The sequence below is a fragment of the Acidovorax sp. genome, from assembly GCF_021287135.1.
GTDB lineage: Bacteria > Pseudomonadota > Gammaproteobacteria > Burkholderiales > Burkholderiaceae_C > Acidovorax.
On the sequence record NZ_JAJTBB010000051.1, the window covers coordinates 1 to 16306 of the forward strand.

Sequence of the window (16306 nt, forward strand, 5' to 3'; positions counted from 1 at the left end):
TGCCCTCCACAAACAGGTCGGGATCGAAGGTGGGCTTGCTCACCAGCGCCAGCACCTCGCCGTTGCGCGGATCGATGGCCACCAGGGCGCCCCGGCGCTCACCATAGAGCTCCTCCACCATTTTCTGGAGCTTGATGTCCAGCGACAGCACCACGGTCTTGCCTGGTGTGGCAGGAAAGCTGTTGAGCTTTCGCACGGCACGCCCACCCGCCGAGGTCTCCATCTGCTCCACCCCCGTGGTGCCGTGCAACGGCCCCTCAAAGCTCTGCTCGATGCCCAGCTTGCCGATGTACTCGGTGCCACGGTAGTTGGCTTCGTCCTCGGAATCCTGAATTCGCGCTTTCTCCGCCTGGTTGATGCGGCCGATGTAGCCGATGGCGTGGCTGCCCACCTCGCCCAAGGGATAGTTGCGGAACAGGCGTGCCTTCACATCCACACCCGGGAAACGGTAGCGCTGCGCCGTGAAGCGGGCCACCTCCTCATCGCTCAGGCGGGTACGGATGGGCAAGGATTCAAAGCCCTTGGTCTCTTCCATGAGCCGCTTGAAGCGGCGCCGATCCCGCTGCTGGATTTCGATGATCTCGGCCAGGCCGTCGATGGTTTGCTCCAGATGATCCACCTTGGAAGGCGTGATCTCCAGCGTGTAGGCCGAATAGTTGGTGGCCAGCACCACACCGTTGCGGTCCAGAATGAGCCCTCGGTTGGGCACGATGGGCACCACCGCCGTGCGGTTGCTTTCGGCCTGCGCGGCCAGGTCGTCGTGGCGCACCACCTGCAGGTAGACCAGCCGCGAGGCCAGCAGGCAGAACGCCAGGAACACCACGGCGCCGACCACCAGCGCCCGCGTGCGAAAGCGCGACGCGTCCGCCTCGCTGCTGCGCAGCTCCGTCATGCGCCCGCTCCCTGGCGGTATCCGCGGGGGCCGGGCCGGGAGCACGGCAGCCCCCACGGCCCGCAGGGCCTTGGCGCCCGGGCCAGGCGGCAAATCCGCTCGAACACGCGTTTCATGGCCGGACCTACAGGGGGCGGTTCTGGTCGGCGTCCGGCGGACGGCGCTGCGGCGCCAGCAGCACCCAGCTGGCCAGCGGCCACATCAGTGCTTCCAGCACCGGCGCCAGAAAGCTCCACAGCCCGGGAAAGATGCCGCCGAACGCCATGCGCAGCAGCAGCTCGATGGCATGGGCCAGCGCAAACAGCGGCAGCACCTGCAGCGCCTGCGCCGGGCCGCTGAACCACAGCAGCCGGCGGTGGATGGCAATGGCGCCGAACGACACCACCGTGTAGGCCAGCGCGTGCTGGCCCAGCAATGCGGAATCGCTCACGTCCATGCACAGGCCCAGCATGAACGCCACGCCCATGCCCACGCGCAGCGGCTGGTGCACGCTCCAGAACACCAGCAGCACCATCAGGATGTCGGGCGTCCAGACGATGCGGCCCAGCGGGAGCATGTTGAGCGCCAGTCCCGCTACCAGGCTGGCCACGATGAAGACCGGATTGGCCGGGAGCAGCAGAGGCTCGCCGCGCGGCATGATCATGGCCGGCCCCCCTGGCGTGCGGGTTGACGCCACAGCCCGCGGCGATGGGGTTGTGCAGCGGCCATCATCATCCCTTGCGCCCTCCCCGCTTGGCGGCTGGCGGGTGCACGGGCTCGGGCCGGGGCAGCGCGTTCTCAGCCAGGGGCTGCAGCACCACCACATGGCGCGCGCCCTGCACCTGCGCCAGCGGCGCGCAGTAGATGCGTGCAAAGGCCGAATCGGCGCGGCGCTCCACGCGCACCACCCGCGCCACCGGCAGGCCGGACGGGTACAGCCCGTCGACGCCGCTGGTGGTCAGCAGGTCGTCCTCGCGCACGTCGGCGTTGGCGGGCATGAAGCGCAGCTCCATCCCGCCGCCGTGGCCCGCCACCGGGTCGCCATAGGCCACGCCGCGCACCCCGGTACGGATGTTCAGCACCGGGATGGCCTGGTCGCGGTCGACCAGCAACGTCACCTCGCTCACCAGCGGAAACACCCGCGTGACCTGGCCCAGCACGCCGGCCTCGTCCATCACGGGCGACCCCGGCTCCACGCCCGCCATCTGGCCGCGGTCGATCACCACGCGCCGCGTGTAGGGGTCTGCCGTGTCATAGATCACTTCCGAAGCCTGCGCGGGGGTTTCCAGCCGGTCGCGCAGCGCCAGCAGCTGCCGCAGGCGGCTGTTCTCCAGGGCCAGCTGCTCGGCCTGGTGCGCACGCTGCCCCATCACGACCATGTTCTTGCGCGCCGTGTCCAGCTCCTGCTGCGCTGCCTGCAGCGACTGGAAATAGCCCGAGCCATGGCGTGCCATCTCCACGGGCTGCAGCATGAGCCACTGCACGGGGTACAGCACGGCAGCCACCGCCTGGCGCAAGGGCCCGGTGATCTGGAACCGGGCATCTGCCACCATGAGAAACAGCGCCAGAGCGCTGTAGACGGCCAAACGCGACAGGGCCGAAGGGCCCTGTTTGAAGAAAGGAGGAGCGCTGCGCTCTAGCGTACCCAGCGGCATTTCAGTGATTCATAGCGCGGCGCGCTAGCCCCCTGGCCTAGAAACCTGGCGCGGTCAAAACCAGTGCGCCCGTGGAGCTGGCTTTGCCAGGCCACCGGATGCGTCCCCCGGCCCGCAGCGCACAGTGCTGCGAGAGCGGAGGGAAGCCGCAAAGCGGCTCAGGGGGGTGACACATCACTCGCTCGTGAAGATGCTGCCCATGCGGTCCATGCGTTCCAGCGCAATGCCGCAGCCGCGCACCACGCAGGTCAGCGGGTCTTCGGCCACCAGCACCGGCAGGCCGGTTTCTTCGGCCAGCAGGCGGTCCAGGTCGCGCAGCAGCGCGCCGCCGCCCGTGAGCATCATGCCGCGCTCGGCAATGTCGGCGCCCAGCTCGGGCGGGGTCTGTTCCAGCGCGTTCTTGACGGCGGAGACGATCTGGTTGAGCGGGTCGGTCAGCGCTTCCAGCACTTCGTTGCTGGAAATGGTGAAGCTGCGGGGCACGCCTTCGCTGAGGTTGCGGCCCTTGACTTCCATCTCGCGCACTTCCGAGCCGGGGAAGGCCGAGCCGATGTTCTTCTTGATGGACTCGGCCGTGGGCTCGCCGATCAGCATGCCGTAGTTGCGGCGGATGTAGTTGATGATGGCTTCGTCGAACTTGTCGCCGCCCACGCGCACACTGCCCTTGTAGACCATGCCGCCCAGCGAGATCACGCCCACCTCGGTGGTGCCGCCGCCGATGTCCACGACCATGGAGCCCGAGGCTTCCGACACCGGCAGGCCGGCGCCGATACCGGCCGCCATGGGTTCCTCGATCAGGTAGACCGCCGTGGCGCCGGCGGCCTCGGCCGCGTCCTTGATGGCGCGGCGCTCCACCTGGGTGGAGCCGCAGGGCACGCAGATGATGATGCGCGGGCTGGGGGTGAACAGCGTGCGCGGGTGCACCATCTTGATGAACTGCTTGATCATCTGCTCGGTGATCACGAAGTCGGCGATCACGCCGTCCTTCATCGGGCGGATGGCTTCGATGTTGCCGGGCACCTTGCCCAGCATGGCCTTGGCTTCGTGGCCGACGGCCTGGATTACTTTCTTGCCATGGGGTCCGCCTTCGTGGCGGATGGCGACGACCGAGGGCTCGTCGAGGACGATGCCCTTGTCGCGGGCGAAGATGAGGGTGTTGGCTGTGCCAAGGTCAATGGCAAGGTCGGTGGAGAAGTACCGACGGAAGGCTCCGAACATTCAAAAATCCTCTCGGGCACGGCATGCGCGTCGGCCTGCCGTCGCCAAGTTTAGGGGGTGTTTATTGGATTTTTTCGCACAATGACCGGCAGTTGGGAGGCTATTGCGGCAAAGCCGGGATAATACCGCATCCCCTGTGAATAACTCGGCCCGGCCTGGGTTGAAGCACAGCTTTACTTCTGGTTTCTCTCAATTTTTCTCCCTATGGCACTGACCCCCCAGGACATCGGCCGCATTGCCAACTTGGCGCGGCTTGAGCTGACCCCCGCAGAAAGTGAGCGCATGCTCACGCAGCTCAACGGTTTCTTCGACATCGTCGAGAAGATGCGGGCTGTGGATACCTCGGGCCTCACGCCCCTGGCGCACCCGGTGGCCGCCATCCAGGACGTGGCCTTGCGCCTGCGGGACGATGTCGCCAGCGAACCTGACCAGCGCGAGGCCAACCAGCAAAGCGCCCCCGCCGTCGAACGAGGCCTGTTCCTCGTGCCCAAAGTGATCGAGTAAGCAAGAACTGACTTCCGCCGCATGACTTCCACCGCATTGCACGACCTGGGCGTGGCCCAGCTGGCCGCCGAGCTGCGCGCGCGCCGCGTTTCGGCCGTCGAGGCCGCCCAGCATTTCCTGGCCCGCGCCCAGGCCCATCAGAACCTGGGCGCCTTCGTGGCCGTGAACCCGGACACCACCCTGGCCCAGGCCCGCGCGCAGGATGCCGCCATCGCCGCCGGCACGGCCGGCCCGCTGGCGGGCGTGCCCATCGCCCACAAGGACATCTTCGTCACCCAGGGCTTCCCCAGCACCGCCGGCTCGAAGATGCTGGCGGGCTACCGGTCGCCCTTTGACGCCACCGTGGTCACCAAGCTGGCCGACGCCGGCGCCGTGACGCTGGGCAAGCTCAACTGCGACGAGTTCGCCATGGGCTCGGCCAACGAGAACTCCGCCGTCGCCCCCGTGGGCTTTGACGCGCCCGCCCCGGTGCGCAACCCCTGGGACCAGGGCCGCGTCCCCGGCGGTTCGTCCGGCGGCAGCGCCGTGGCCGTGGCCGCGCGCCTGGCCCCGGCCGTGACCGGCACCGACACGGGCGGCTCCATCCGCCAGCCGGCGTCGTTCTGCGGCATCACGGGCATCAAGCCCACCTACGGGCGCGCCAGCCGCTACGGCATGATCGCGTTTGCCTCCAGCCTGGACCAGGCCGGCCCCATGGCCCGCAGTGCCGAGGACTGCGCGTTGCTGCTGTCGGCCATGTGCGGCCCGGACCTGGACCGCGACTCCACCAGCCTGGACATGCCGGCCGAGAACTTCAGCGCCCAGCTCAATGGCAGCATCGACGGCCTGCGCATCGGCATTCCCGCTGAGTTCTTTGGCGAAGGCCTGGCACCCGACGTGCGCGCGGCCGTGGACGGCGCGCTGAAGGAATACGAGAAGCTCGGCGCCAAGCTCGTGCCCATCAGCCTGCCGCGCACCGAGCTGTCGATCCCGGTGTACTACATCATCGCGCCCGCCGAGGCGTCGTCCAACCTGAGCCGCTTTGACGGCGTGAAGTTCGGCCACCGCGCCCAGGACTACACGGACCTGGTGGACATGTACAAGAAGACCCGCGCCGAAGGCTTTGGCGACGAGGTCAAGCGCCGCATCATGATCGGCACCTACGTGCTGTCGCACGGTTACTACGACGCCTATTACCTGCAGGCCCAGAAGATCCGCCGCATGATCGCGGACGACTTCCAGCGCGCCTTCCAGGAGTGCGACCTCATCGCCGGCCCCGTGGCCCCCACCGTGGCCTGGAAGCTGGGCGAACACGGCAACGACCCGCTGGCCGACTACCTGGCCGACATCTTCACGCTGCCCGCCTCGCTGGCCGGCCTGCCCGGCATGAGCGTACCCGCGGGCTTTGGCGAGGGCGGCCTGCCGGTGGGGCTGCAGCTGATCGGCAATTACTTCCAGGAGGGCCGCCTGCTCAACGCAGCGCACCGCCTGCAGCAGGCCACCGATTTCCACCGGCGCTCGCCGCTCTGAAATGCATAGCTGCCCGCGCTTGATCTGCAATGTTTTCAGATTGATTTATCTCTGAAATCTTTGCACCGCAAGCGCCAGCAGCTCCTTATTTGATAGTGATTGCCAAGGACAGATCCATGTCTGCCAAACTCATTCAGGGCTACGAAGTCGTCATCGGCTTCGAAACCCACACCCAGCTCGCCACCAAGAGCAAGATCTTCAGCCGCGCCAGCACCGCCTTCGGCGCCGAGCCCAACACCCAGGCCTGCGCCGTGGACCTGGCCTTGCCGGGCACCCTGCCCGTGATGAACCGCGAGGCGGTCGCCTGCGCCATCCGGCTGGGGCTGGCACTGGGCTCGCACATCGCGCCCGTGAGCGTCTTTGCGCGCAAGAACTACTTCTACCCCGACCTGCCCAAGGGCTACCAGATCAGCCAGTTCGAGATCCCGGTCGTGCAAGGCGGCGAGGTGTCGTTCTACCTGGACGACGAGAAGAAGACCGTGCGCCTGGTGCGCGCCCACCTGGAAGAAGACGCGGGCAAGTCGCTGCACGAGGACTTCATCGGCCAGTCGGGCATCGACCTGAACCGCGCCGGCACGCCGCTGCTGGAGATCGTGACCGAGCCCGACATCCGTTCCAGCGAAGAGGCCGTGGCCTACGCCAAGGAGCTGCACAAGATCGTGACCTGGATCGGCATCTGCGACGGCAACATGCAGGAAGGCAGCTTCCGCTGCGACGCCAACGTGTCCGTGCGCAAGCCCGGGGCGCCGCTGGGCACCCGCCGCGAGATCAAGAACCTGAACTCGTTCAAGTTCATGCAGCAGGCCATCGACTACGAGATCCGCTGGCAGATCGAGCAGATCGAGGACGGCCACGCCATCCAGCAGGCCACCGTGCTGTTCGACCCCGACACGGGCGAAACCCGCGCCATGCGCACCAAGGAGGACGCGGCCGACTACCGCTACTTCCCCGACCCGGACCTGCCGCCGCTGGTGGTGGCCGCCGACTGGATCGAGCGCGAGCGCGCGCAGATGGCCGAGCTGCCCCGCACCATGGCGGCACGCTTTGTGGCGGACTACGGGCTGCCCGAGTACGACGCGACCACGCTGACGCAGAGCAAGGCCATGGCGGCCTACTTTGAAGCGGCCGCCAAGGCCTGCGGCCAGGCCAAGCTGGCCAGCAACTGGATCATGGGCGAGGTTTCCCGCCGCCTGAACATGGCCGAGATCGGCATCGAGCAAGCGCCGGTGTCCTCGGCCCAGCTGGCCGCGCTGATTGCGCGCATTGCCGACGGCACCATCTCCAACAACGCGGCCAAGCAGGTGTTCGACGCGCTGTGGACGGGCGAGTCCACCGAGGTGGACGCGGTCATCGAAGCCAAGGGCCTCAAGCAGATGAACGACTCCGGCGCGTTGGAGAAGATCCTTGACGAAGTGATTGCCGCCAACCCCGACAACGTGGCCCAGTTCAAGGCCGGCAAGGACAAGGCGTTCAACGCCCTGGTGGGCCAGGCCATGAAGGCCAGCAAGGGCAAGGCCAACCCGCAACAGGTCAATGATCTGCTGCGGGCCAAGCTCTCCGGCGGCTGACCCGGCAACCCAGATCCCCCCAAAAAAGAACCCCAGGTGCCGGAGGGCGCCTGGGGTTCTTTTTTGAACAGGTGCTTGCGGGCCGCAGCGCGGTGGAGGGGGTTTGCGAGGGGGTGCGACGGTGCGGCTTGGGCGCCTACCGCGCCGGCAGGCTGCTGGCCGAGGCGGCAGCCGCCCCCGCAGGTGCCGGTGCAAGCGCAGGTGCGGACGGGGGCACCGGGGGCACGCGCTGCGCGTCCCACAGCTTGCGCAGCTGGGCCAGTTCGGTGTCAAAGCGCTGGTGTACGCGGCGTTTTTCCTGCTCCTGCCCGGCGATGAAGCGCTGCTGCTCGGCCACGCTTTCTTCAATTTCGCCCATCTTGCGGCGCAGGTTCATGGGTGCCTTGTTGGGGTCCTTCTTGTAGAACTCCATCTCGACCTCAAGCTTCTTGTATTCCGCCTTGAGTTCGGTGATGCGCTTTTCTGCGGTGGCCGTGACGTCGTCCACCAATTGGATCGCTGCCGCCCGTTCCACGTCATGGGCGGCCTTGTTGGGATAACGGGCCACCAGCGCACGTTCGCGGCGGCGCTCCTCGACAATGCGGGCCTGTTCTTCGGCTTCCTTGCGCTTTTGCGCTTCCAGCGCGGAGCGCTCCAGCTCCGTCAGCGACGGCCCGATCTGGCGGCGCGTGGTGCCCGAGGGGCTGAGCTCCCGCTGCTCGCGGTCCAGGCACTCCGGAATCGGCCGGTCCGCCGTCAGCCGGCGCCCGTTGCGGTCCACGCAGGTGTAGATGCCGCCCGTCGACGCGGCCTGGGATTGCGCCCAGGCCATCTCAGCGCTGAGACAGACCAGCCATACGCCACCCAAGATCCACGCCGACTTGCTCAAACCATCTACCCTTCGTTGACGCCATACCGCTGGCGGTAGGCCAGCACTTTTTCATGGTGGGAGCGCATCCCCTCTTCCCCGTTTTGGGAGAGATACAGCAATAAGTCTGCCAGCCGCGCGATGGTGCACACCTGCATGCCCAGCTGCTGGCGCACGTACTGCACGGCGCTGTAGTCCACGTCGTGGCCATTCTCGGTGGCTTTTTCCTGCCGGTCCAGCGCGATGGCCACGGCATGCGGCGTGGCGCCCGCGGCCTTGATGAGGGCGATGGACTCGCGCGCGGCGGTGCCCGCCGACATCACGTCGTCCACGATCAGCACGCGGCCCTGCAGCGGCGCGCCCACCAGGGTGCCGCCTTCGCCGTGGGCCTTGGCCTCCTTGCGGTTGTAGGCAAACGGCACGTTGCGGCCCTGGCGCGCCAGCTCCACGGCCACCGTGGCGGCCAGCGGAATGCCCTTGTAGGCGGGGCCAAACACCATGTCGAACTCAATGCCGCTGGCGAGGATGGCTTTTGCATAGAATTCCGCGAGCCGCCCCATCTTGCGGCCGTCATCGAACAGCCCTGCATTGAAGAAGTACGGGCTCAGGCGCCCGGCCTTGGTCTTGAATTCACCGAACCGCAGCACGCCGACCTCGACGGCAAACCTCACGAAATCCTGCGCCAGCCGGCCCTGCTCCGAGGGTTGCGCGCCAACATCCACCATGGGAAATCCTTTGTGTTCAAGTTAACCAGCCTCAATCTCAACGGCATCCGCTCGGCTACCAGCAAAGGCGTGGAAAGCTGGATGGCAGCCACGCGGCCGGATTGTATTTGCGTGCAGGAAATCAAGGCCCAGGCACCGGACATGGTCAACCGGTTCGAGCGCATGGCCGGCCTGCAGGGGCATTTCCACTTTGCCCAGAAGAAGGGCTACTCGGGCGTGGGCGTCTACACCCGCCACGAGCCCTCGGACGTCCTCGTGGGCTACGGCTCGCCCGAATTCGACGCCGAAGGCCGCTATGTGGAACTGCGCTTTGACACCCCCGCGCGCAAGCTGTCGATCATCAGCGCCTACTTCCCCAGCGGCTCCTCCGGCGAAGAGCGCCAGCAGGCCAAGTTCCGCTTTCTGGCCGAATTCCACCCCCACCTGATGAAGACCAAGCGCGAGCGGGAGTTCATTTTGTGCGGCGACATCAACATCGCGCACCAGAACATCGACCTCAAGAACTGGCGCAGCAACCAGAAAAACAGTGGTTTTTTACCCGAAGAACGGGCCTGGATGACAAAGTTGTTGCACACAACTGATGAAGGAGGCGGCATCATAGACGTTTACCGTCAGTTACAACCGGCCGCCACCGACACCGCCTACACCTGGTGGAGCAACCGCGGGCAGGCCTATGCCAACAACGTGGGTTGGCGGCTGGACTACCACCTGGCCACCCCTGCGCTCGCGGCGCTGGCACGTACCGAATCCATTTACAAGGGCGAAAAGTTCTCCGACCACGCACCCATCACCGTGGAGTACGACCTGAGCTTGTAACAACGCCCCGCCGCCTTCCATGTCCGACGCTGCCGCCTCTGCTTCTCCCCCGCCCACCCACAGCTTCCGGCCCTCCACTGCGGAGTCGCTGTGGCAGCAGCTTTCCACCCCCCATCCCACCGTCGGGAAGGCGCGCCACCTGGGCGAGGCGCTGGTCCAGGCGGGCCTGCTGTCGGCATCGGCCCTGGAGGAGGGCCTGACCGCGCAGCAGCAGGAGCGCGGCCACGGCCTGCACCGGCAGATCGGCCAGATCCTGGTGGACAGCGGCATGCTGACCCAGGAGCAGCTGCGCCAGGTGATCGCCACCTGGCTGGGGGAGTACACCGTGCATCCCGGCGACATTGCCCCCGAGCCTGCAGCCCTGGCCCTGGTGCCCCGGGCGGTGGCGGAGCGCGAATCCGTGCTGCCGCTGATGGCCCGGGACGACGCGCTGGTGGTACTGATGGCCGACCCTTCGGACCGCGTGCTGCTGGACGAGCTGCGCTTCCTGTCCCAGCGCCGGGTGATCCCGCTGCAGGCGGCGCCCGGCACGCTGATGCCCGCCATCCACCGTGCCTACCGGCCCCAGCCCGGCGGCCGCAGCGAGGCACCGGCCGCCGCCCGCGCCACGGCGCGCGAGCTGGCCGCCAACCTGGGCAGCGCCACCGCGGCAGAGGGCGACGCCGAACAGGCCGACGTGATCAGCGAGTCGGACAACACCCTGGTGCGGCTCATCAACTCGGTGATCGACGAGGCCATCCACCACCGCGCCTCCGACATCCACATCGAGACCGAACCCGCGCCCCACAACGTGCGCGTGCGGCTGCGCATCGACGGCGACCTCACGCCGTACCTGGAGCTGCCGGCCCGCTACCGCTTCGCCATGGTGGCGCGCATCAAGATCATGGCGGGCATGGACATCTCGGAGCACCGCAAGCCCCAGGACGGCAAGATCGACTTTGCCCGCTTTGGCGGCCCGCCGGTGGAGCTGCGCGTGGTCACCGTGCCCACCTCGCGCGGCCTGGAGGACGTGGTGCTGCGCCTGCTGGCAGGCGCCAAGCCACTGCCCCTGGAGAAGATCGGCCTGAGCCCCTCCAACCTGCAGGCCCTGCGGGCCGTGGTGCGCAAGAGCTACGGCCTGGTGCTGGTGTGCGGCCCCACGGGTTGCGGCAAGACGACCACGCTGCACTCGGTGGTGCGCGACATCAACACCGCCGGACGCAAGATCTGGACGGCCGAGGACCCCATCGAGATCACGCAGGAGGGCCTGCGCCAAGTGCAGGTGAACCCGCGCATCGGCTGGACCTTTGCCGCCGCCATGCGCACCTTCCTGCGCGCCGACCCGGACGTGATCATGATCGGCGAGATGCGCGACGAGGAAACCGCGCGCATCGCCATCGAGGCCTCGCTCACCGGCCACCTGGTGCTGTCCACGCTGCACACCAACTCTGCGCCCGAGAGCATTGCGCGGCTGCTGGAAATCGGGCTGGACCCGTTCAACTTCTCCGACTCCCTGCTGGCCATCCTGGCGCAGCGGCTGGTGCGCCGCCTGTGCCCCGCCTGCCGCCAGGCCCAGGTGGCCAGCCCCGATGCGCTGACGGCCCTGGCCTCGCAGTACCTGGAAAGCGGCACCGGCAACCACCCCGAGGCCCGCCAGGCCCAGGTGGCGCGCTGGCGCCAGCAGTACGGCACGCCCGAAGGCGAGCTGCGCCTGTGGCGCGCCGTGGGCTGCAGCCAGTGCGACGGCCACGGCTACCACGGGCGCCTGGGCATCCACGAGCTGATGATGAGCGACGACACCATCCGCCAGCACATTCGCCACCGCGCGCCCGCCTCGGACATCCGCCACTCGGCGCTGGCCGCCGGCATGCTCACACTGCGCCAGGACGGCATCGAAAAGATGCTGCAGGGGCTGACCGACATGGCGGAAGTGGTGGCCGCGACGAACCTGTAGGCGCCCTCCGGTCCACGGCGCCCGGCATTGCCCCTATGCTGGGCGCCTTGCGCTACACCAGCGCCCCTGCGCCCCTTGCCACCGTTCCCCATGCTCCACTACCTCACCATCCCCGTCACGCCCTTCCAGCAGAACTGCTCCCTCGTGTGGTGCGACGCCACCCGGCAAGCGGCCGTGATCGACCCCGGCGGCGACCTGGACGTGCTGCTGGCCGAGGTGCGGCGGCTGGGCCTGACGCTCTCGCAGATCTGGCTCACGCACGCGCACATCGACCACGCGGGCGGCACGGGCGAGCTGGCCGAGCGCCTCTCCCTGCCCATCGTGGGGCCGCACCCGGGCGACCAGTTCTGGATCGACGGGCTGCCGCAGCAAAGCGCGATGTTTGGCTTCCCGCCCGCGCAGCATTTCACGCCCACGCGCTGGCTGCACGACGGGGACACGGTGCAGATCGGCCACGAAACCCTGAATGTGCGGCACTGCCCCGGCCACACCCCGGGCCATGTGGTGTTCCACGCCCCGCAGATCGACCGGGCCTTTGTGGGCGACGTGCTGTTTGCCGGCAGCATCGGCCGCACGGACTTCCCCCAGGGCAACCACCAGCAGCTCATCGAGAGCATCACGCAGCGGCTGTGGCCCATGGGCGACCAGACGGTGTTCATTCCCGGCCACGGGCCGGAAAGCACCTTCGGGCGCGAGCGCCGGACCAACCCCTACGTGGGCAACTCCTGAGCCCCCGACCGGCGCCAGCGGGGCCGCGCCAGGGCGCCGGGCCGCAGCGCAAAAGCTATTAAAACAATAGCTGTTTGCGCTTGCCTGCAAAGCGCCCAGGCCATTTTTCGCTGCAAATCCAGCCCCCGGGCAGTTCTTGATTCGTATCAATGCGCCGCCGCGCAGCGGGCGCATGCTGGCACACAGGGCGGCACCCCATTGACGGTGCCGCCCGCCACGACCAACGACAAGAAAGAGAGGGCTTGCCCATGCCATCCGTTCCCGCACCGCAGCCATCCGGCCGTGCTCCCACCCTGGCTCCCCCACCGGCACCGGCTGCCCCGGCGGGGCCGCAGATCACCTCGCACCCCGAGCCCAGCTCCAACCGCAAGTTCGCGTTCCTGCTGCTGGCGGTGGCGCTGTACGGCCTGGTGTTGCTGCTGCCCACGCCGGCCGGCCTCACGCCCGCGGGGCAAGTCGCCCTGGCGCTGCTGGCGCTGGTCATCACGCTGTGGATCAGCGAGTGCGTGTCGCCGGCCAACAGCGCGGTGCTGCTGATCGGCATGGCGGTGCTGGGACTGATGGGCAAGCCGCTCACGCCCGGTGCCAAGGCCATGGGTTCGGCCGATGCGCTGACTACCATGCTGGGCGGCTTCGCGTCCACCGCCGTGCTGCTGGTGGCCGCGGCGCTGTTCCTGGCCGTGGCGCTCAAGCACACGGGGCTGGACCGGCGCGTGGCGCTGCTGGTGATGAGCCGGGTGGGCATTTCGCCCGCGCGGCTCACGGTGGGCGCGATGCTGGTGGGCTTCGTGCTGGCGCTGTTCATTCCCTCGGCCACGGCCCGCGTGGGCGCGGTGATCCCGATCATGGTGGGCATCACGGCGGCCCTGGGCCTGCCGGTGGGCAGCAGCCTGGGCGCGGCGCTGATGATCGTCACCGCGCAGGCCTGCTCCATCTTCAACATGGCCATCAAGACCGGCGCGGCGCAGAACCTGATCAGCCTGAACTTCATGCAGGCCACGTTCGGCCACACCGTGACCTGGAGCCAGTGGTTCCTGACGGCCCTGCCCTTCACCCTGGGCATGAGCGTGGTGCTGTTCTTCGTGTCGCTGTGGATCCTGAAGCCCTCGGTCGAAGCGGGGGAGAACGCCACGGAAAAGCTGCGCGAGCAGCTCCAGGCCCTGGGCCCCGTCACCGCCCCTGAAAAGCGCCTGATCGCCGTGGCGCTGCTGCTGCTGGTGATGTGGTCCACCGAAGGCCTGCTGCACCCGCTGGACACCACCACCACCACGCAGCTGGGCATTGCGCTGCTGCTCATGCCCAAGATTGGCGTCATGCACTGGTCGCAGGCCGAGAAGCTCGTGCCCTGGGGCACCGTGGTGCTGTTTGCCGCGTCCATTTCGCTGGGCACCCTGCTGTCCAAGACCGGCGCGGCTGCCTGGCTGGCGCAGCAGACGCTGGGGCAGATGGGCCTGTCGGCCCTGCCCGTGGTGGCGGTGATCGGCGCGCTGTCGCTCTTCAGCATCGTGCTGCACCTGGGCTTTGCCTCGGCCACGGGGCTGGCCAGCACGCTCATCCCCATCTTCATTGCGTTTGCGCAGTCGCTGCCCGTGTCCAGGGAGACGGCGTTCGGCATCGTCATGGTCCAGAGCTTCGTCGTCTCGTTCGGCTTCATCCTGCCCACCAATGCGCCGCAGAACATGCTGTGCTACGGCACCGGGGCCTTTGGCACCAGCCAGTTCGCCAAGGTGGGCCTGCTGCTCACGCTGGCGGGGCTGGGCCTGATCCTGCTGCTGTCGGCCACGCTGTGGCCCCTGATGGGCGTGCTGTAGCAGGGCGGCCCCCGGCCACGGCGCAGGTCGGGTTACCCCGGGCCGGTCCGGCCCTCGCGGGCGGCGCAGACTGGTTACGATGTATCACTTTGTAGCCACTCCCTGTCCACCCCGTTCCTGCGGACCGCGCTCCGCAGCCCCGGGCCTGCTCCATGTCCTACCCGCCGTCCGTGCTGCCGTCGTCTCCGCCCCCGCCCCAGCGCGGCTCCAGCCTGGCGGGCAAGGCGTACTGGGCGATGGTGCAGCGCGTGGCGCTGACAGCGGCCTGCATTGACCTGGGGTACATCGCCCTGTTTCTGTGGCTGGGCTCGCGCCCCCTGGCGCTGGTGAACCTGGCCAGCATTGCGCTGTACCTGGGGGCGTATGCGCTGATCCAGCGGCGACGCAACGCCCTGGCGCTGGTACTGATCTGGACGGAAGTCATCGGCCACTCGGCCCTGGGGTCGCTGCTCATCGGCTGGGACAGCGGCTTTCACTACTACCTGCTGCTGTTCATCCCGGCCATCGTGATCGCCAATGCCGGGCGGTTTGCCGCGCCCATCGTGCTGGCGCTGCTGGCCTACTACATCGGGCTGCGCGTGCTGTGCGACTACACCGGGCCGCTGGACCCGCTGCCCGGCCGCGGCATGCAGCTGGTCAACTGGATCCACATCTGCATCGCCTTTGCCCTCTCCGCGGCGCTGGCGGCGTTCTACCGGCGCACCATCCTGATCGCGGAGCGGCGGCTGCTGAAGCTGGCGACGCTGGACGGGCTCACGGGCCTGTACAACCGCAGCCACTTCCAGGAGCAGGCGAGCGCCGCCCTGGCCCGCTGCGCCGAGCTGGGCGCACCGGCCGCGCTGTGGCTGTGCGATGTGGACCACTTCAAGCAGGTGAACGACACCCACGGCCATGCGGTGGGCGACAAGGTGCTGCAGGCCGTGGCGCGCACCCTGGGCGCCCACCTGCGGGACGGGGACCTGCTCGCGCGCTGGGGCGGCGAGGAGTTCCTGGCCCTGCTGCCCCTGACGGATGCCGACACCGCGCAGCAGGTGGCCGAGCGTGTGCGCCAGGCGGTGCAGGACAGCAGCGTGCCGCTGGAGGGCAGCGGGCGGGAGCCGGCCGCCCTGCGCGTGACGCTGTCGTTCGGCGTGACGCCCGTGCGCGATGCGCGGGACCTGAAGGCGGCCACGGCCCGGGCCGACCGGGCGCTGTATGCCAGCAAGCGCGCCGGGCGCAACTGCGTGAGCGTGAGCGTGGGCTGACGGCGCCCCGGCGCGTCAGCCCGGCTTGCGCGCCGCCTCGTACAGGCCCTGCACCTTCGGCACGTTCATCTCCAGCTCCTTGATGCGCGCGGGTCCCGAGGGGTGGGTGGACAGAAAGGCCAGCCCGCCCTGCTTGCTGCCGCTGGCGTTGCCCATCTTCTGCCACAGGCTCACGGCGGCCTGGGGCTGGTAGCCCGCGCGGGCGGCCAGCTCCAGCCCCACCAGGTCGGCCTCGCTCTCGTCCGAGCGGCTGAACTGCAGCGTGAGCAACTGCCCGCCCAGGCTGGCGGCAGCCTGGCCCAGGTCGCCCAGCCCCAGCAGCTGCGAGCCCAGGCGCAGGGCCAGGTTGGTGCCCTGCGTCTTGGCGATGCGCTCGCGGGCGTGCTCGCGCAGGGCATGGGCCATTTCGTGGCCCATGACCATGGCGGCCTCGTCGTCGGTAAGCTTGAGCTGATCGAGGATGCCGGTGTAGAAGGCGATCTTGCCGCCCGGCATGCAGAACGCGTTGATCTGCTGGCTGCCAATCAGGTTGACCTCCCAGCGCCACTGCCGGGCGCGGTCGTTCCAGGCGCCGGCGAACGGGATCAGGCGCTTGGCGATGGCGTGCAGCCGCTGCAGCTGCGGGTGCCCCTCAGGTGCCAGCGCGCGCTTGGCGCGGGCCTGCTCCAGCATCTGGCGGTATTGCTGCGCGGCGGAGTTCTCCAGCGTTTCGGCCGGCACCAGTTTGCGCAGGCTGGACGACGAGCCCACATCCACCTGCGCCAGCACGGGCGCCGCCGCGGTGGCGCCGGCCGCCAGCAGAAACGCGCGGCGCGCGGACCAGGGCGACGAAGGAGCCACGGAGGGCGTGGGGCACAGAAAGCACATACGGAACGA

14 protein-coding genes and 1 pseudogene are annotated in these 16306 nt (G+C 68.3%); 8 read left to right on the top strand and 7 right to left on the bottom strand.

Translation table 11 applies throughout. The annotated features are described in order from the left end of the window. From LWW96_RS12695 to LWW96_RS12710, 4 genes and pseudogenes are all read right to left on the bottom strand, one after another. Positions 1-892: pseudogene (locus tag LWW96_RS12695) on the bottom strand (penicillin-binding protein 2); the annotation flags it as partial. Positions 893-1016: 124 nt separating this feature from the next. Beyond that, positions 1017-1535: a rod shape-determining protein MreD gene (mreD, locus tag LWW96_RS12700; RefSeq protein WP_291487531.1), complete on the bottom strand. Its 519-nt coding sequence runs from the start codon at positions 1533-1535 to the stop codon at positions 1017-1019. A gap of 67 nt (positions 1536-1602) precedes the next feature. Next, complete coding sequence (gene mreC, locus LWW96_RS12705) at positions 1603-2526, bottom strand: rod shape-determining protein MreC (protein ID WP_291487533.1); 924 nt, start codon at positions 2524-2526, stop codon at positions 1603-1605. A gap of 174 nt (positions 2527-2700) precedes the next feature. Further along, positions 2701-3744, bottom strand: a complete 1044-nt coding sequence (locus LWW96_RS12710) for a rod shape-determining protein (RefSeq protein WP_291487536.1) — start codon at positions 3742-3744, stop codon at positions 2701-2703. A 204-nt stretch (positions 3745-3948) separates the two neighbouring features. On the opposite strand from LWW96_RS12710, the gene gatC reads away from it, so the two are divergent. The 3 genes from gatC to gatB all read left to right on the top strand — a co-directional run bounded on the left by gatC (position 3949) and on the right by gatB (position 7325). After that, positions 3949-4248, top strand: coding sequence for an Asp-tRNA(Asn)/Glu-tRNA(Gln) amidotransferase subunit GatC (gene gatC / locus LWW96_RS12715; protein WP_291487538.1), 300 nt, complete (start codon positions 3949-3951; stop codon positions 4246-4248). A gap of 21 nt (positions 4249-4269) precedes the next feature. Beyond that, complete coding sequence (gatA, locus tag LWW96_RS12720) at positions 4270-5757, top strand: Asp-tRNA(Asn)/Glu-tRNA(Gln) amidotransferase subunit GatA (RefSeq protein WP_291487540.1); 1488 nt, start codon at positions 4270-4272, stop codon at positions 5755-5757. Positions 5758-5873: 116 nt separating this feature from the next. Then, the gene (gene gatB / locus LWW96_RS12725; RefSeq protein ID WP_291487542.1) at positions 5874-7325 is read left to right on the top strand and encodes an Asp-tRNA(Asn)/Glu-tRNA(Gln) amidotransferase subunit GatB; all 1452 of its coding nucleotides are present in this window, start codon (positions 5874-5876) and stop codon (positions 7323-7325) included. A gap of 136 nt (positions 7326-7461) precedes the next feature. Here gatB and LWW96_RS12730 read toward each other — a convergent pair whose 3' ends face one another. Together LWW96_RS12730 and pyrE are read right to left on the bottom strand one after the other, a co-directional pair. Then, a complete protein-coding gene (locus tag LWW96_RS12730) occupies positions 7462-8136 on the bottom strand; it encodes a DUF4124 domain-containing protein (protein ID WP_291487544.1) in 675 nt (224 codons plus the stop codon). Between the two features lie 62 nt (positions 8137-8198). Beyond that, positions 8199-8897: an orotate phosphoribosyltransferase gene (pyrE, locus tag LWW96_RS12735; protein WP_291487546.1), complete on the bottom strand. Its 699-nt coding sequence runs from the start codon at positions 8895-8897 to the stop codon at positions 8199-8201. Positions 8898-8909: 12 nt separating this feature from the next. On the opposite strand from pyrE, the gene LWW96_RS12740 reads away from it, so the two are divergent. From LWW96_RS12740 to LWW96_RS12760, 5 genes are all read left to right on the top strand, one after another. Further along, positions 8910-9713, top strand: a complete 804-nt coding sequence (locus LWW96_RS12740; RefSeq protein WP_291487548.1) for an exodeoxyribonuclease III — start codon at positions 8910-8912, stop codon at positions 9711-9713. Positions 9714-9732: 19 nt separating this feature from the next. Beyond that, entirely contained in the window at positions 9733-11646 is a 1914-nt protein-coding gene (locus LWW96_RS12745) for a type II/IV secretion system protein (protein ID WP_291487550.1), read from the top strand. A gap of 90 nt (positions 11647-11736) precedes the next feature. Beyond that, positions 11737-12375 carry an MBL fold metallo-hydrolase gene (locus LWW96_RS12750; RefSeq protein ID WP_291487552.1) on the top strand — a complete coding sequence of 213 codons (639 nt, stop codon included), beginning with the start codon at positions 11737-11739 and terminating at the stop codon, positions 12373-12375. Positions 12376-12623: 248 nt separating this feature from the next. Next, positions 12624-14186: a DASS family sodium-coupled anion symporter gene (locus LWW96_RS12755; protein ID WP_291487555.1), complete on the top strand. Its 1563-nt coding sequence runs from the start codon at positions 12624-12626 to the stop codon at positions 14184-14186. A gap of 152 nt (positions 14187-14338) precedes the next feature. Continuing rightward, positions 14339-15430 carry a GGDEF domain-containing protein gene (locus LWW96_RS12760; protein ID WP_291487557.1) on the top strand — a complete coding sequence of 364 codons (1092 nt, stop codon included), beginning with the start codon at positions 14339-14341 and terminating at the stop codon, positions 15428-15430. A 15-nt stretch (positions 15431-15445) separates the two neighbouring features. Here the strand turns inward: LWW96_RS12760 and LWW96_RS12765 are convergent, their stop codons facing one another. Continuing rightward, positions 15446-16297 carry a M48 family metallopeptidase gene (locus LWW96_RS12765; protein WP_291487559.1) on the bottom strand — a complete coding sequence of 284 codons (852 nt, stop codon included), beginning with the start codon at positions 16295-16297 and terminating at the stop codon, positions 15446-15448. Positions 16298-16306 lie beyond the last annotated feature (9 nt).

Excerpts from the sequence above, each read along its gene's own strand:
- mreC (WP_291487533.1), bottom strand. The coding sequence starts at position 2,526 with ATGCCGCTGGGTACGCTAGAGCGCAGCGCTCCTCCTTTCTTCAAACAG.
- gatB (WP_291487542.1), top strand. The coding sequence starts at position 5,874 with ATGTCTGCCAAACTCATTCAGGGCTACGAAGTCGTCATCGGCTTCGAA.
- LWW96_RS12750 (WP_291487552.1), top strand. The coding sequence starts at position 11,737 with ATGCTCCACTACCTCACCATCCCCGTCACGCCCTTCCAGCAGAACTGC.
- LWW96_RS12760 (WP_291487557.1), top strand. The coding sequence starts at position 14,339 with ATGTCCTACCCGCCGTCCGTGCTGCCGTCGTCTCCGCCCCCGCCCCAG.
- LWW96_RS12710 (WP_291487536.1), bottom strand. The coding sequence starts at position 3,744 with ATGTTCGGAGCCTTCCGTCGGTACTTCTCCACCGACCTTGCCATTGAC.
- pyrE (WP_291487546.1), bottom strand. The coding sequence starts at position 8,897 with ATGGTGGATGTTGGCGCGCAACCCTCGGAGCAGGGCCGGCTGGCGCAG.
- LWW96_RS12755 (WP_291487555.1), top strand. The coding sequence starts at position 12,624 with ATGCCATCCGTTCCCGCACCGCAGCCATCCGGCCGTGCTCCCACCCTG.
- LWW96_RS12730 (WP_291487544.1), bottom strand. The coding sequence starts at position 8,136 with ATGGCCTGGGCGCAATCCCAGGCCGCGTCGACGGGCGGCATCTACACC.
- gatC (WP_291487538.1), top strand. The coding sequence starts at position 3,949 with ATGGCACTGACCCCCCAGGACATCGGCCGCATTGCCAACTTGGCGCGG.
- mreD (WP_291487531.1), bottom strand. The coding sequence starts at position 1,535 with ATGATCATGCCGCGCGGCGAGCCTCTGCTGCTCCCGGCCAATCCGGTC.
- gatA (WP_291487540.1), top strand. The coding sequence starts at position 4,270 with ATGACTTCCACCGCATTGCACGACCTGGGCGTGGCCCAGCTGGCCGCC.
- LWW96_RS12745 (WP_291487550.1), top strand. The coding sequence starts at position 9,733 with ATGTCCGACGCTGCCGCCTCTGCTTCTCCCCCGCCCACCCACAGCTTC.
- LWW96_RS12765 (WP_291487559.1), bottom strand. The coding sequence starts at position 16,297 with ATGTGCTTTCTGTGCCCCACGCCCTCCGTGGCTCCTTCGTCGCCCTGG.